At 72.4% G+C, this 15,157-nt stretch carries 16 protein-coding genes; 4 read left to right on the top strand and 12 right to left on the bottom strand.

Annotated features, from left to right (window positions below):
- Positions 1-4: 4 nt before the first annotated feature.
- The 6 genes from OG344_RS11325 to OG344_RS11300 all read right to left on the bottom strand — a co-directional run bounded on the left by OG344_RS11325 (position 5) and on the right by OG344_RS11300 (position 6,528).
- Positions 5-649 (bottom strand): bifunctional DNA primase/polymerase, encoded by a 645-nt coding sequence (locus OG344_RS11325; protein WP_405088173.1) that lies wholly within the window; start codon positions 647-649, stop codon positions 5-7.
- 204 nt (positions 650-853) lie between these two features.
- A complete protein-coding gene (hemB, locus tag OG344_RS11320; protein WP_405088172.1) occupies positions 854-1,840 on the bottom strand; it encodes a porphobilinogen synthase in 987 nt (328 codons plus the stop codon).
- Positions 1,841-1,930: 90 nt separating this feature from the next.
- Complete coding sequence (locus tag OG344_RS11315; RefSeq protein ID WP_405088171.1) at positions 1,931-3,520, bottom strand: uroporphyrinogen-III synthase; 1,590 nt, start codon at positions 3,518-3,520, stop codon at positions 1,931-1,933.
- Positions 3,517-4,428, bottom strand: coding sequence for a hydroxymethylbilane synthase (hemC, locus tag OG344_RS11310; RefSeq protein ID WP_405088170.1), 912 nt, complete (start codon positions 4,426-4,428; stop codon positions 3,517-3,519). The genes OG344_RS11315 and hemC overlap by 4 nt, the downstream gene beginning before the upstream one ends.
- Positions 4,425-5,804, bottom strand: a complete 1,380-nt coding sequence (locus tag OG344_RS11305) for a glutamyl-tRNA reductase (protein ID WP_405088169.1) — start codon at positions 5,802-5,804, stop codon at positions 4,425-4,427. Before OG344_RS11305 ends, hemC begins: the two co-directional genes overlap by 4 nt.
- A gap of 25 nt (positions 5,805-5,829) precedes the next feature.
- Positions 5,830-6,528 carry a redox-sensing transcriptional repressor Rex gene (locus OG344_RS11300; RefSeq protein WP_327049186.1) on the bottom strand — a complete coding sequence of 233 codons (699 nt, stop codon included), beginning with the start codon at positions 6,526-6,528 and terminating at the stop codon, positions 5,830-5,832.
- 230 nt (positions 6,529-6,758) lie between these two features.
- On the opposite strand from OG344_RS11300, the gene OG344_RS11295 reads away from it, so the two are divergent.
- Complete coding sequence (locus tag OG344_RS11295) at positions 6,759-7,007, top strand: glutaredoxin family protein (RefSeq protein WP_327049185.1); 249 nt, start codon at positions 6,759-6,761, stop codon at positions 7,005-7,007.
- A 65-nt stretch (positions 7,008-7,072) separates the two neighbouring features.
- Here OG344_RS11295 and OG344_RS11290 read toward each other — a convergent pair whose 3' ends face one another.
- Positions 7,073-8,707 (bottom strand): putative quinol monooxygenase, encoded by a 1,635-nt coding sequence (locus OG344_RS11290; protein WP_405088168.1) that lies wholly within the window; start codon positions 8,705-8,707, stop codon positions 7,073-7,075.
- Between the two features lie 316 nt (positions 8,708-9,023).
- Between OG344_RS11290 and OG344_RS11285 the strand changes: the two genes are divergently transcribed.
- The 3 genes from OG344_RS11285 to OG344_RS11275 all read left to right on the top strand — a co-directional run bounded on the left by OG344_RS11285 (position 9,024) and on the right by OG344_RS11275 (position 11,447).
- Entirely contained in the window at positions 9,024-9,710 is a 687-nt protein-coding gene (locus OG344_RS11285; RefSeq protein WP_405088167.1) for a sigma-70 family RNA polymerase sigma factor, read from the top strand.
- 110 nt (positions 9,711-9,820) lie between these two features.
- On the top strand, positions 9,821-10,522 hold the full coding sequence (locus OG344_RS11280; RefSeq protein WP_405088166.1) for a DUF5667 domain-containing protein: 702 nt from the start codon (positions 9,821-9,823) through the stop codon (positions 10,520-10,522).
- A gap of 55 nt (positions 10,523-10,577) precedes the next feature.
- Complete coding sequence (locus tag OG344_RS11275) at positions 10,578-11,447, top strand: HAD family hydrolase (RefSeq protein WP_405088165.1); 870 nt, start codon at positions 10,578-10,580, stop codon at positions 11,445-11,447.
- A gap of 29 nt (positions 11,448-11,476) precedes the next feature.
- Here OG344_RS11275 and OG344_RS11270 read toward each other — a convergent pair whose 3' ends face one another.
- The 5 genes from OG344_RS11270 to OG344_RS11250 all read right to left on the bottom strand — a co-directional run bounded on the left by OG344_RS11270 (position 11,477) and on the right by OG344_RS11250 (position 15,125).
- Positions 11,477-12,379 carry a lysophospholipid acyltransferase family protein gene (locus OG344_RS11270; protein WP_405088164.1) on the bottom strand — a complete coding sequence of 301 codons (903 nt, stop codon included), beginning with the start codon at positions 12,377-12,379 and terminating at the stop codon, positions 11,477-11,479.
- Between the two features lie 5 nt (positions 12,380-12,384).
- Entirely contained in the window at positions 12,385-13,446 is a 1,062-nt protein-coding gene (locus OG344_RS11265; protein WP_405088163.1) for an NAD-dependent epimerase/dehydratase family protein, read from the bottom strand.
- Positions 13,447-13,518: 72 nt separating this feature from the next.
- The gene (locus tag OG344_RS11260; RefSeq protein ID WP_018654693.1) at positions 13,519-13,617 is read right to left on the bottom strand and encodes a 30S ribosomal protein bS22; all 99 of its coding nucleotides are present in this window, start codon (positions 13,615-13,617) and stop codon (positions 13,519-13,521) included.
- Positions 13,618-13,774: 157 nt separating this feature from the next.
- Complete coding sequence (locus OG344_RS11255; RefSeq protein WP_030456159.1) at positions 13,775-13,978, bottom strand: helix-turn-helix domain-containing protein; 204 nt, start codon at positions 13,976-13,978, stop codon at positions 13,775-13,777.
- 310 nt (positions 13,979-14,288) lie between these two features.
- Entirely contained in the window at positions 14,289-15,125 is an 837-nt protein-coding gene (locus OG344_RS11250) for a phosphatase (protein ID WP_405088162.1), read from the bottom strand.
- Positions 15,126-15,157: the final 32 nt, after the last annotated feature.

The following is a 15,157-nucleotide window of genomic DNA, read 5'->3' as shown; positions in this document are numbered from 1 at the left end:
CGCGTCAATCGCAGAAGTCGGCCAGCAGGTCGAGGACGCGCAGCGGATCTGGCAGGGGACGCCCGTCGGGAGGCCTGATCCAGCTCACGACGCCGCCGGTCGGCGTGGTGGACGGCGGCGCGAGCACGTAGCTCTCCCGGCAGTGCCAGCGCAGCCCCGGTGTGCTGGCGATGGCCTCCGGGCCCGCGTCGAGGTGGCAGGACCACCACTCGTCCTCGTCCTCGGGGGCGCCGCGCGTGGCCACGAAAAAAAGCACCCGGTCGCCGTTCTCGGCGACCGGGCCGGTGTCGAAGCCCGCGGCGTCCATGGCCGTCAGCGTGGGGCGGCCCGCCTCGGCCGCCACGTCGAACACGTCGAACACCCTGCCGGTGGGCAGGATCACGTTCGCGTCCGGTTCCTGCTTCCACCACCGCGTCAGCAGCGCGGTGTCCGTCGTGGCCTGCATCTGCCAGGCGGGCGACAGCGGGTGCATGCCGGGGTCGGGACAACCCACCCGGTCACAGGAGCACGCCCTGCCTCCCTCGGCCAGCGGATGGGCTCCCATACAGCTCGCCCAGCCCAGCTGGGCGTACTCGAGCACCGACGTCATCTTCGGTGGCGCGTGATGCGCGCGCCGTTTCGCGCGACGGGTCAGCGGTACTCCGACCATGGCGCTCCTCCCCACAAGCGACCCAAGCGGTCTCCGACGAGACACGCCCTGCCGCGCGGCCCCGGCGGCGCCTCGCCACGCTGCCCCGGCCACGCCCGACTCCGGCGGCGTGCGCCGGACATTCCGTCGCCGCCACCGCCCTGCGATAGGCACGATGGTACGTACCTGCTGATTTCCCTCGCCTGGCAGGGCCCTGATGAGAGGTCAGGATAGTGCCCGGGCGACCTCCGTGGCCCAGTACGTGAGGATCATGTCGGCCCCGGCGCGGCGGATCGCGACCAGCGATTCCATGATCACCCGCTCCCGGTCGATCCAGCCGTTGGCCGCCGCGGCCTCGACCATCGCGTACTCACCGCTGACCTGGTAGGCCGCGACGGGCACCTCGACGAGGTCGCGCACCTGGCGCAGGATGTCCAGGTAGGCCAGGGCGGGCTTGACCATGACGGCGTCCGCGCCCTCGGCCAGGTCGAGACGCACCTCGCGCAGCGCCTCACCGACCGGGCCGGCCGGGTCCTGCTGGTAGGCGCTGCGGTCGCCGAACCGCGGCGCGCACTCGGCGGCGTCGCGGAACGGCCCGTAGAACCCGGAGGCGTACTTGGCCGCGTAGGCCAGGATCGGGATCTCGGCGAAGCCATTGCCGTCGAGGGCGGCGCGGATGGCCTCCACCTGGCCGTCCATCATGCCGCTCGGCGCGATCATCGCGCTGCCGGCCGCCGCCTGGGCGACCGCCGCCGACGCGTACCGCTCCAGCGTCGCGTCGTTGTCCACCTCGCCGTCGGCGGTCAGCAGGCCGCAGTGGCCGTGGTCGGTGTACTCGTCCAGGCAGGTGTCGGTCATCAGGACCAGCGCGTCACCCAGGTCGGCGGCCAGGTCGCGCAGGGCCAGCTGGACGATTCCGTCGGGGTCGTCGGCGCCCGAGCCCCGGGCGTCCTTGTGCACCGGGACGCCGAACAGCATGATCCCGCCGACACCGGCCTCCGCCGCCTCGTGGGCGGCCTTGCGCAGCGACTCGCGGGTGTGCTGGACGACCCCCGGCATGGAGCCCACCGGCTGCGGCTCGGCGATGCCCTCCTTGACGAACACGGGCAGGATGAACTCGGCCGGATGCAGCCGCGTCCCCGCGACCATCCGCCGCATCGCGGCGGTGCGGCGCAGCCGCCGGGGCCGCGCCACCGGGTATCGGGCGTTCACAGCGATCTCCCCGCTCCAGATCGCGCCGGCCCGCGGGGTCGCCCCCGCGGGCCGCGCGGATCAGTCCACTCGCGCTTCTACTTCACGTGTCTACTTCACCCTGCGCCGCGCGCCCCGGCGCATCTGGGAGGGGCGGCGGGGCACCTCGCCCGCTGACACCGCGGCGTGGCGCATCTTCGCACCGTAGTCCGCCAGCGCCGCGGCGAGGGCCGATGCGGACGGCTTGTCGGCCATCACATCGACCCGCAGGCCGAACTCCTCGGCCGTCTTGGCCGTCTGCGGCCCGATGACCGCGATCACCGTGACGTTGTGCGGCTTGCCGGCGATGCCGACGAGGTTCCGTACGGTCGACGACGACGTGAACAACACGGCGTCGAACCCGCCGCCCTTGATCGCCTCGCGGATCGGGGCGGGCGGCGGCGCGGCCCGCACGGTGCGGTAGGCCGTGACGTCGTCGCACTCCCAGCCGAGCTCGGTCAGCCCCGCGACCAGCGACTCGGTGGCGATGTCGGCCCGCGGCAGCAGCACCCGGTTGATCGGGTCGAGCATCGAGTCGTACGGCGGCCACTCGGTCAGCAGGCCCTCGGACGACTGCTCGCCCGTCGGCATGAGGTCGGGTTTCACGCCGAACTCCACCAGCGCCCGCGAGGTGGCGTCGCCGACCGCGGCGACCTTCAGGCCGGCGAACGCGCGGGCGTCCAGGCCGTACTCCTCGAACTTCTCGCGGACGGCCTTGACGGCGTTGGCGCTGGTGAAGGCGACCCACTCGTAGCGTCCGGTGACCAGGCCCTTGATGGCGCGGTCCATCTGCTGCGGGGTGCGGGGCGGCTCGACGGAGATCGTCGGCACCTCCTCGGGCACCGCGCCGTACGAGCGGAGCTGCTCCGACAGGCCCTTGGACTGCTCCTTGGTGCGCGGCACCAGGACCCGCCAGCCGAACAGCGACTTGGTCTCGAACCACGACAGGCGGTCGCGCATGCCGACGGCGTCGCCGACGACGATCAGCGCGGGCTCGGTCATCCCGGCGTGTTTGAGGTCGGGGCCGAGCCGTCCGAGCGTGGAGACCACCGTGTACTGCTCGGTGGTGGTGCCGTCGCTGGTGACCGCCACCGGCGTCGAGTCGGGCTTGCCGCCCGCGATCAGCGCCTTGCTGATCGGGACCGCGTCCGCGACGCCGTTGTAGATCACGAGGGTGCCCGCGCAGTCGGCGTGCCGCGCCCAGTCGTCCACCTGCGCGGCGTCCACGATCCGGAACTCCGGCGCCGACGCCGCGGGCGGGATGCCGGCGTACGTCAGGACAGCCGTGGCCGGCGGCACGCCGGGCACGATCTCGAAGTCGACGTCCGCCTTGGCGCAGGCGGCCACCTCGTCGGTGACGGAGGAGAAGAAGGACGGGTCGCCCGAGCACAGCCGCACCACGGTGCGGCCCGCCTTGGCGGCCTGGATGGTCTTCAGCGACACCGGGCTCTCCGCCGCGTCGGCGGCGATGTCGACGACCTCGACGTCCTCGCGGCAGTGGCGCAGCAGCGGTCCGTACGCCCGGCAGTCGAGGACGGCGACGTCGGCCCTGCTCAGCAGGTCGGCGCCGCGCAGTGTGAGCAGGTTCTCGTCACCGGGACCGGCGCCCACGAAGGCGACGAACCCGGATCGGGCCTGGGTGCTGTGATCGGCGGGGCTCAACGGGCCTGCTCCCCCATCAACGTGTCGGCCCCTTCGGCGATCATGGCTGCCGCGAGTTCACGGCCGAGCTCCACTGCCGCCGGAGAAGGTCCGGAGGTGGACTTGCGCACCGACCGTGCGCCGTCGACGGCGACGACGGTGGCGGTCAGATTGAGAATGTGCCCGTCACCGGAGGCGAAAGCACCTAGCGGGGCCGAGCAACCGGCCTCGAGGGCGGCGAGCACCGAACGTTCGGCGTCCACGGCGGCCCGCGTCAGCGGGTCGTCGACGGCGCTCAGCAGTTCGATGAGATCGTCATGGTCGGTCAGGCACTCGACGGCGAGGGCGCCCTGCCCGGGGGCGGGCAGCATCTCGCCGGCCTCGAACACCTGGGCGATCTCCCCGTCCCGACGGATCCTGACCAGCCCGGCGGCGGCCAGCACGACGGCGTCGAGCTCGCCCGACGTCACCTTGCCGATGCGGGTCTCCGCGTTTCCCCTGATGGGGACGTATTCGAGATCCGGCCGGAGCAGGCGCAACTGGGCCACCCGGCGCGGCGAGCCGGTGCCGACGCGCGCTCCGGCGGGCAAGTCGTACAACCTCACCGGGCCGACGAGCGCGTCGCGGGGGTCGTCACGCTCCGGGATGGCCGCGAGCGCGATGCGCTCGTCCTGCTTGGTCGGCAGGTCCTTGAGCGAGTGCACCGCGAAGTCGACCTCGCCGGCGAGCAGCCGGCCGCGCAGGTCGTTCACGAAGACGCCGGTGCCGCCGAGCTGGGTCAGGTGGGCCCGGGAGACGTCGCCGAACGTCGTGACGCCGACGAGCTCGACCTCCCGGCCGGTCAGGGCGGTCAGCCGGTCGGCGACGATCCTCGACTGGGTGGTCGCCATCAGGCTCCTGCGGGTGCCGAGACGAAGAGGCGTGCTCATCGGTCCACCTCCGGGTTGTTCGGGCTCCGCATGCCGTCGAGGCTCCTCAGGCTGTCCAGGTTCTCCAAGGTCTCCAGGCCGTCCAGGCTGTCGAGACACGACACGGCGTCGGGGGCGTTCGGGTCGAGGCCGAACAGCTCGCGCAGCGCCTCGGCGTACTGGTCGCCGCCCGGCGCCGCGGCCAGCCGCTTCACCCGTACGGTCGGCTCGTGGAGCAGTTTGTCCACGACCCGCCGTACGGTCTGGGTGACCTCGTCGCGGGTCCGCCCGTCGAGGCCGGGCAGGCGGGACATCAGCCGGCCCATCTCGGCCTCCACCACTCCGGCGGCCTTGCTGCGCAGGGCCACGACCGTGGGGGTGACCAGCGCGGCGCGCTCCGCGTGCAGGTAGGCCGTGACCTCCTCGGTCACGATGCGCCCGACCTCCCGGATCGCCTCGGCCCGGCCGCCGTCGGCGACGTCGTCGCCCACGCCGTCCTGCTGCATCGACTCCAGGTCGACCAGCGTCACGCCGGGCAGGTCCCGTACGCCGGGGTCCACGTCGTGGGGCAGCGCGAGGTCGAGCAGGAACAGCGGCCGCGCGCGGTCGCCGATCATGCCGGGGTCGATCGTGCGGGTCCCGGCGCCGACGCAGGAGATCACGAGGTCGGCCGCGGCCAGTTCGGCGGGGACGCCGGCCAGGTCCGCGGCGCGCCCGCCGACCGTCTCGGCGAGCCGCTCGGCCCGCTCCCGGGTGCGGTTGGCGATGACGATGTCGGTCACGCCCGCGCGGGAGAGGGTCGCGGCGGACAGCGCGCTCATCGAGCCCGCGCCGACCACCAGGGCGCGCCTGCCGGCGATCGGCCCGAGGACCCGCTCGGCGAGCGTCAGGCCGACCCCGACCAGCGAGGCGCCGGCCCGGTCGATGCCGGTGTCGGCGTGCGCCCGCTTGCCGGCCCGCAGCGCGTGCTGGGCCAGTTCGTTGAGGGTCGTCCCGGCCGTGCCCTCCTCCTGCGCCAGGCGGAGCGCGGTCCTGATCTGGCCGAGGATCTGCCCCTCGCCGACGACCATGGAGTCGAGCCCGCAGGCGACCGTGAACAGGTGCTGGACCGCCCGGTCCTCGTAGTGCACGTAGAGGTGCGGCGCGAGCCGCTCGTGCGGCAGGCCGGAGTGCGCGGCGAGCAGGTTCGTCACGGCGCCGAGGCCGCCGTGGAAGCGGTCGACCGCGGCGTAGACCTCGACGCGGTTGCAGGTGGAGACGACCAGCGCCTCGGACACGTTCTCGTCGGCCTGCAGGTCGTGCAGCAGCTTGACGAGTGCGTCACCACTGACCGTCACGCGTTCGAGCAGGGCGACCGGGGTGGTCCGGTGGCTCAGGCCGACGACGAGGATACTCATGAGCTCGCTCCCACTGATGGCTCACTCACATGACCACCCCGTCCGGCCACTCCTCGGCCATGATGGGTCCTCCATTAGCCTTGCGCTGCTCGTGGAACGCAAGTATCTGCAGTTCGATGGATAAATCGACTTTACGGACATCTACGCCGTCAGGCACAGCCAGGACGACGGGGGCGAAGTTCAAAATACTGGTGACGCCGGCCGCGATGACACGGTCGCAGACCTGCTGGGCCGGCGCGGCGGGGGTGGCGATCACGACGATCGACACGCCGCGCTGCCCGATCACCGTCTCCAGCTCGTCGGCGTGCTCGACGACGAGACCGGCGATTCGGTCGCCGACCACGTGCGGGTCGGCGTCGAGCAGGCCCGCGATGCGGAACCCGCGGGAGGCGAACCCGCCGTAGTTGGCCAGCGCCCGGCCGAGATTTCCGACGCCCACGATCGCCACCGCCCAGTCCTGGGTGAGACCAAGCTCACGCGAGATCTGGTAGATGAGGTACTGCACGTCGTAGCCGACGCCGCGGGTGCCGTACGACCCGAGATGGGACAGGTCCTTGCGGAGCTTGGCCGAGTTGACGCCCGCCGCCACCGCCAGGTCCTCCGAGCTCACCGTCGGCGTGCCCCGCTCGGCCATCCCGTTCAGGGCACGCAGATAGAGCGGCAGCCTCGCCACGGTGGCGTCGGGGATACCGCGATCGCGTGCCTGCGGGATACGGCGGATCACTTGCCGGAACTCCTGGGGACGGACGGCCGGTGCGCCCCCGGCCGCAAGGGTGGATGCGACGGAATGAATCCAGGTTAGTGCCTTTGTGAAGCTATGCACAAAGTCGATCGTGCTCTCCAGCGTCCCAGGAGGGTGCGCCGGTCGCCGATCCGGGTCCGCCGGGGTCGTGGCGCCCATGATCGCGACGCCCGGGATCGTGGGGGCGCCGGGAGCGTGACTACGCTGACGGCATGGCTCCTGCGGATCACCGGATCACCCTGCTCGGCAAGCCCGGCTGTCATCTCTGCGACGACGCCCGGGCGGTCGTCGAGCGGGTGGCGGGCGAGCTCGGCGTCCCGTGGGAGGAACGCGACATCACCGCCTCGCCGGAGGACCAGGCCGAATACTGGGAGATGATCCCGGTCGTCCTGGTCGACGGCGTCCAGCACACCTACTGGAGGGTCGACGAGACCCGCCTCCGCGCCGCCCTCGCCCGCTGACGTCGGCTCCCCGATCACATCCGGGCCTCGGTCACATCCGGCCCTCGGTCACATCCGGGCCTCGGTCACATCCGGGTGGGGAGCGGGACGACCTTGGCGGCGTTGACGGCGAGTTCGATGACGTTGGCGGCCAGCACGTACTTCACCCGCTCGGTGGTGAACCGCTCCATGTGCGGCTGCCGCTGGTGCTCGCCGTAGCCGACCTCGTCGCGGTAGAGCTCGTAGACGATGCGCTGGAGCGGGGCCGACTTCACCGCGTGGCAGACGAACAGCAGCGTGTCGGGCTCGTTGCGCTGCACGGCCTCCACCGTCTCCTCCGCCAGCTTGTCGAACGCCTCACCCGAGCCGTCCAGCAGCGTGAACACGGTCAGCAGGCCGTAGATGCCGGGGGACGGCTTCACCGAGCCCCCCTGCCGGGCCGGGCGGCCCGCCTGCTGCGCTCCCTCCGGGCTCGCGCCCTGCCGGGACCGGCCGAAGCCCACGCCGAAGCTCGCCGCGAGGTCGGCCGGGCTGGGCAGCTCCGCCCCGCCCACCGGGGTGGCGCCGGCCGGCGCCCCCGGGTAGACCACCCCCGTCGCGGGCATCGCGCGGTCCGGCGCGGCCGCCGGGCCCGCGGGCATGGCGTAGTCGGGCCGGAGCGGCTGGCCGTACTGGTCGGCGGCCAGAAGCTGGCCGGTCGCGGGCCCGCCGAAGTCGTCGGCGAGCGGGCGTCCGTCCGGGCGGAGATCGGGGCGGCCGTCGGGGTGGCCGCCCGGAGGGCGCATGCGGGCCGCGTAGTCGACCTCGCCCTGCTCGCCCGCGCGGTATTCGGCCACCAGGTCGCCCAGCCCCGAGCGGCGCGGCGCGGCACCGGGCGGGACCGCCCCCGCCCCCACCGCCGCGCCCCGGGCGCCCGGGCCTCCCGGCGCGACGGCCGGACCCGAGGGCGCGGAGGGCACCCGGCTCTCGGCGCGCAGGGCGGCGTCGGCCCGCCCGCCGCGCGGGCCCTGCCACTCGTCCTCGGGCGCGTCGTCCTCCTCGTCCTCGTCGTCGTACGGCGCGAGTGGACGGGCCACGGCGTACCAGACGCCCCCGGCGGCGGCGGCCATGAGCGGGACGACGATCAGCCCCGGGAGCCCGAACTCCAGCGCGCCCGCGACGGCCATGCCCGCGGGCGCGAGCACCACGGTCGCGTTCATGTTGTCGGCGTCGTAGTCGTCGCCGTCGCGCCAGCTCATCAACGCGATGCCGAGGGCGAGGAGGAGCAGGAACACCACCAGGCCGTGGACGCCCCGCAGGAGCCACTCGGGCCACAGGTCCCAGTGGGTGGGACCGTCCGGCAGCGCCTTGGCGAACCCCGAGACCACGATGGGGTCCAGCACCATGATGACCGTGCCCACGACCGTGAGAGCGGCGCCGAGCAACCACCCGGCGAAGCGGGCCGCCGCCTTCTCCGCGAGAAGCTGGAGCACGCCGACGGCCAGCCAGAGCGGGGCCAGCAGCGACCCGGTGATCTGGTATGCCCGGAACGTCACGGGCCCGAAGCCGGTCAGGTGGCCGACGGCGACGGCGCCGAGCGACACCGCGAGCGCGCCCGTGGCGATGCTCCACGCGATCAGCCACCCGGCCGGCTCGTCACGGAGACGTCTGACGAGGACGCCGGTGGTGATGCCGGCGAGCAGGGCGCCGGCGAACGCGAGGAGAGCGACGAGGACTTCCATGGTGGCACCCATGCTGCCTGACAACGCCTCCGCACGGGTAGCCGGTCGCCCTGTACGGGTGCGTGATCCGGCGCCGCGGCGGGTCTCCGGCTCCGGCGGATTTCCTTCCGTCCCGTCCCCGACCGGCGACCCGATCGGCGCCCCGACCAGCACTCCCACCAACGCCCGAACACCGTACGAGCACCGTCGGCGCCGCGTTTCGGGGCGGGGCCCGTCCTCCGGCACCGAGTTCTTCCACTCGAACGGATTGTGTTATCTCCCGTTGATTTCTAGAGTGTTGCCGCACGCCGACTCCCCTTCCCCCATGGGATAACGGATGCCGAACCTGTGGCCGTTGGCCGGGCTGTCGCCTCCGGCGGCCGCCGTATCCGCGCAGCCCGCGCGCTCCGCGGATCTCACCGAGCGCGGCCGGCAACACGGCCGCGAGCACAGCCACGACCATGAACACGACGAGATGCGCGGCCTCGTGCTGCGCGCCAAGACCGGCGACAGCGAGGCGTTCGGCCTTCTCTACGATCATTACCTCGACCTGGTCTACCGGTATGTCTACTTCCGGGTGGGCAGCCACGCGCTGGCCGAGGACCTGACGAGCGACACGTTCCTGCGCGCGCTGCGGGGCATCGCCGACTTCACCTGGCAGGGCCGCGACTTCGGCGCCTGGCTGGTCACCATCGCCCGCAACCTCCTCACCGATCACTACAAGTCGGGACGCAACCGGCTTGAGGTCACCACCGCGGTGATTCTCGACACACCTCTGGACGGCCCGCACATCCCCGAGAACGCGGTCGTCACGAACATGGTGAACGAGCGCCTCATGCAGGCGCTCAAGCAGCTCGGCCCGGAGCAGCAGGAATGCGTGATCCTGCGGTTCGTGGAGGGCATGTCGCTCGCGGAGACGGCGACGATCATGGGCAAGAAGGCCGGAGCCATCAAGGCCCTGCAGTTCCGGGCGATCAGGGCGCTCGCCCGGGCGCTCCCGGACGATTTCGCTGACAGCCCGTAACCATTCCCACACCCTGTCGTTGGGCATGTCGCAGGTCCAATCTTCGCAGTACGGCCGATCCGGCCGGGAGCACAGTCGCCGACGTCGAGCGGGGGATGGCGGGAACCGTGATGGCCTGGTGGCGACCCTCGCGCCGGAAGGGCGGCCGGAGCGCGGCCCGCACCCGGCGGATCGCCGCGCGGATGACGGCCCTGCGGTCCCTGGTGAACGGCGGCCCGAACCCCGACTTCCGCGAGAGGCTGCGGGCCGATCTCATGCGCGCCCACGCCGCCGAACGCGCCGCCGGGAGGCACGCGGCGCCCCCCGCCGCCCACTCCGGGAGCCGGCGTTCCCGTCCCCACCGGTCCCTTCACGTCAGGCTGCGTCCCGTCCTGGTCTTCGGCGCCGCGCTGGCCGGGATGTTCGCCACCGGCGTGCACACCTACCACGCGGTGCCCGGCCAGGTGCTGTATCCGCTGAAGCGGCTGGCCGAGTCGACCGTGCTCGTCCTGGCGTACGACGAGAGGGACCGGGCCGAGCGGGAGATGGCCGCGGCCCGGCTGCGGGCGGCGGAGGCCGCCTCGCTGATCGGCGAGGCCGCCCCCGACCGGCGCCGGTTGATCGCCCAGGCGCTCGACGACATGGAGACCAAGACGAGGGCCGCGCTGACCCGGGTGGCGCGGCGCGACCGGACCGACGGCGAGGCGCGGCGGTTCGCGCGTCAGCAGCACACGATGGTGGAGCCGATGCTGCCGAAACTCGATGGAGAGAACCGCGACAAGGCCACGCAGTACCTGCATTACATCGACACTTTTACGGCTTCCGGACGCTGACACGTCATGTCCCGCTCACGTTCGGGACCGTGCCCGGCGGTTAAGCTGAGGAGCCATGAGGCGGCTATTGCGACGGAGGGAAGCGGCGGAGATCGCCGGTGAGGTGGCCGCCGCCGCGGCGGTGTCCGCCCCCGAGGTCGTGCCGGATCTGACCGCGGCGGCGTTTTTCGACGTCGACAACACCATGATGCGCGGCGCCTCCATCTACCACTTCGCTCGCGGGCTCGCCTCGCGCGGCCTGTTCACCACCCGCGACCTGGCGAAGTTCGCGGTCGGGCAGGCCTGGTTTCGCGTCCGGGGCAACGAGAACGCCGACCACATCGCCAGGGCCAAGGAGATGGCCCTCGCCTTCGTCGCGGGGCTCAAGGTGGACGAGGTCGTCCGGCTGGGCGAGGAGATCTACGACGACGTGATGGCCGACCGCGTCTGGGCGGGCACCCGCGCGCTGGCCCAGGCGCATCTCGACGCCGGGCAGCGGGTGTGGCTGGTCACCGCGACCCCGGTGGAGCTGGCCCGGGTCATCGCGCAGCGGCTCGGGCTGACCGGCGCGCTCGGCACGGTCGCCGAGACCTCCGACGGCGCCTACACCGGGCGGCTGGTCGGCGACCTTCTGCACGGCCCGGCCAAGGCCGAGGCCGTACGGGCGCTGGCCCGGCGTGAGGGCCTCGACCTCGGCCGGTGCTCGGCCTACAGCGACTCGTCCAACGACCTGCCGATGCTCTCGATCGTGGGCCATCCGTACGCCATCAACCCCGACAGCGAGCTGCGCGAGCACGCCAGGGACAGCGGCTGGGAGACCCGCGACTTCCGTACGGGCCGGAAGGCGACGATGATCGGGCTGCCGATCGCGGCGACGGCGGGGGCCATAGCGGGCGGCGTCGCCGCCGGCATCGCCCTGCGCCGCCACTACCGCTCCACCCTCTGAACCGCCCTCTGATCCCTGGAGCCGGGACCTCAGATCGGGGGGAACGCGGCCCCGCGGCGCAGCCGCAGGGCGTCGAGCCGCCGCTGCAGGGTCTCCCGGACGTGGTCGGTGAGGTCGAAGACCACCGCGGGGTCGTCGGCCTCCTCCGGGTCGTAGGCGTCGGTGCGGACCGGCTCGCCGAACTCGATCAGCCACTTCGACGGCAGCGGGACCAGGCCGAGCGGCCCGAGCCAGGGGAACAGCGGCGTGATCGGCAGGTACGGCAGGCCGAGCAGGCGCGCGACCGAGGGGACATCCCCGATCTTGGGGTAGATCTCCTCCGCCCCCACGATGGCGCACGGGACGATCGGCACACCGGCCCTGATCGCCGAGGCGACGAACCCGCCCCGGCCGAACCTCTGCAGCCGGTAGCGCTCGGAGAACGGCTTGCCGATGCCCTTGAAGCCCTCGGGGAAGACGCCGACGACCTCGCCCCCGCGCAGCAGGCGGTCGGCGTCCTCGGGGCAGGCGAGCGTGTGCCCCGACTTGCGGGCCAGATGCCCGAGCACGGGAAGCTGGTAGACCAGATGGGCGCCGAGGAGGCGCAGCGGCCGGCCCAGCTCGTCGTTGACCGCGACCTGGAGCATCAGCGCGTCCACGGGCAGCGTGCCGGAGTGGTTGGCCACGATCAGGGCCCCTGCGTCGGCCGGCACGTTGTCCAGGCCGAGGGTCTCGGTCCTGAACCAGTGCCGGTAGAGCGGGCGCAGCGCCTCCAGCAGCACCCGGTCGTTCAGCTCGGGGTCGAAGCCGAACTCGTCGACCTCGTAGTCACCGGTGATCCTGCGGCGCAGGAAGGCGAACAGCTCCGCGAGCCGTTCACCGGAGCCGTCGCCGTCCACGGGTCCGGCCGAAGGGCCGTTCCCGGCCGCGTGCCGGTCCCGGAAGTCGTCCATGGGGGTCACCGCTTCGTCAGGAGATCGGCCAGCCAGTCGACCGCGGCGAGGGGCAGGTGGCCGGGACCGCCCGGGACCGCCCGGGACCGCAGGAAGTCGTCGAACGCCGCCGCCGTGCCGTATTTCGGGCGCCAGCCCAGCTCGGCGGTGATCCTGGCGGTGTCCACCGCGCGGCCGTGGCTCATCAGCGTGAGCTGCTCGGGCGAGAAGTCGACCAGCCGGGCGCCCCTGGCCAGCCCGCCGGCCAGGCGGAAGGCCGGGGACGGCAGCGGAACCACCGGGCGGCCCGTGCGCCGCGCGCACTGCGAGAGCAGCAGGACGCCGTCGCCCGCCACGTTGAACACGCCGGGATGGTCCGCCCCGGCCGTACGGCACAGCACCTCGACGGCGTCGTCCTCATGGACGAACTGCAGCCGCGGATCGAAGCCGAGCACGGTGGGCAGCACGGGCTGCGAGAAGTAGCGCGTGAGCGGCGAGTCGACGCCGGGCCCCATGAGGTTGGCGAACCGCAGCGTGGTCGTCGTCACGTCGGGCCGCCGCCGGGCGAAGCCCCGGACGTACGTCTCGACCTCCGTGGCGTCCCTGGCGTACCCGTGGTGCGCGACCTCGACGGGCTCGGTGTCCTCCGTGAACACGGCGGGAGCGTGCGGCGACGAGCCGTACACGGCCGTGGTGGAGCGCACGACCACGCGGCGCACCGTGGCGGAGCGCTGGCAGGCCGCGAGCAACTGCATCGTGCCGATGACGTTGTGCTCTTTCATGGCCGGCCGGCCACCGCCCGTCCCACCGGCCCGGCCGCTGCCGCTGACCAGGCTGAGATGCACGACCGTGTCGACGTCGGCGTCCCGGATGACCCGGGTCAGGTCCGGGCCGCGCAGCGCGACACGGACGAACTCGGTGCGGCCGGGCACCGGGCCGTCCTGCTCGCCGCCCCGCCCACGAGGGGCCGGCGGCGGCGCGGTGTCCACGCCGATGACGCGGTCGATCTCCGGATCGCCCGCGAGCGCGGCCGCCACACGGGCGCCGACGTGACCGCGGACACCCGTGACCAGCACGGTACGAGTCATCGACGCCTCGCCGGGGGTGTGCGTGTTCGACGGTCGCCCGGTCCCTCGGGACCGGTGCGCGCTCCGTCTCGGCTACTTCTTGTTACGCCGCTGGATGCGGGTCTTCTTCAGCAGCTTGCGGTGCTTCTTCTTGGCCATGCGCTTGCGGCGCTTCTTGATCACAGAGCCCACGGGACCCCCAGGTGAAGGTGGTGACTGTCGAACCGGCGCGCGAGCGCACACCGGCACAACAGACTACCGGCGATCCACGGTAGATCGCTCCCCCGGGGGACCCCGCGTCGGGCGGGGGCCGACCACGCCGCCGTCAAGCGTGGTCGTCCGAAGGCGTTCAACCCGCTTCTATGAACGCGTCCCGCAAGTAGTCGTGCACCGCCTGCTCCGGCACCCTGAAGGACCGGCCGACACGGATGGCCGGTAACTCGCCCGAGTGCACGAGCCGGTACACCGTCATCTTGGACACCCGCATGACGGTCGCCACCTCGGCCACCGTCAAGAACTTCACCTCGCTGAGAGGTCTTTCGCCTGCACCCATCGGACGCCTCTTCCGCACGTGTTTCCGGGTTATCCCCACTGGTGCCATCGCTCACGCACGTGTACTGCCGTCAGCGTAAGTCCGGACTCCGAGTAGGCAAACCCCCCATTCCATCATCAGCGGAGCCGTGTGCCGTCAAAATCGGGAAAGCCGCTGGCAGCAGCAGGGCCGTGCCCCTCGCCTCAATCTTGGAACGGACCAACTTCTCTCACATAAGAGTCGCCCAGGATCAGAAAAAAGTTGGCAACCGTCCGACACACCGGTGCAAAAGCGGGCGCGAAATGACCGATTTGGGAGGTCCGTAAGGGTGTCAGAGGCTGCGGGCGATGCGCGCGACCAGATATGAGGTCAACGGTGCGTAGTGCCGGGGAAGCACGTTGTCGTCGAGCGGGACGCTGACGGCGATCTTGCCCTCCGCCTCACCCACGAACAGCGCGGGGTCGTTGCTGTCGGCGAAGCCCACCGTCTCGATCCCGGCCTCGCCCGCCGCCCCCGCCCAGCCGTGATCGGCGATCACCAGGTCGGGGCGTTCCTCGGCCAGCATCGCCCGCATCGGGTGCGGGTCGTGGGTGTGCACGAACGTGCCGCGGTCCTCCAGCATCGCCACGCCGTCGAGGTAGCGGATCCGCCTGCGGCGGCCGAGCTTGCCGACGTACGCCCACCCCTCCGCGGGGGACAGCAGGGTCGCCCCGTTGCCGGCCGCGAACCTGGCCAGGGCGAGGTGGACGGTGAGCAGGCCGGTGGGGTGGCCGGTGGCCAGCACGATCCGGGCCGAGCCGCGCCGCAGGACCTTGGCGACCCGGTCTCCCATCTCCTCCACCGCGTCGATGGTCCGCTCGGGGTCGATGGTGTCCTGGCCCTCGCGGTGGCCGGGATCGGCCGCCACCCCGGCCCGGTCGGCCATCAGCCGCAGCACGTCGTCGTAGGACCACTCGCCCTCGAACGTGAGCCCGAAAAGGTAGTGCGGGTCGCGCAGCGCGAGCGACCGATAGTGATCGAGGTTGTTCTCCCGGCTGGTCGCGACGTCGCCGGCGATGGCGGTCCGTACGAGGTGTTCGCGCAGTTCGGCCCGGGAGGGCGGGGATGCCGGGGACGGCGGGGAGGACGGGGACGGCGGGGAGGAGGGAGGGGAGAACGGTCGGGTCACGACTGGTACAGCGCTCCTCGGCTCGGCGCAAT

It is taken from the genome of Microbispora sp. NBC_01389 (assembly GCF_045040095.1).
In the GTDB taxonomy this organism is placed as follows: domain Bacteria; phylum Actinomycetota; class Actinomycetes; order Streptosporangiales; family Streptosporangiaceae; genus Microbispora.
Note: the sequence above shows the minus strand (reverse complement) of the source record. Positions and strands in the feature narration are given on the sequence as shown.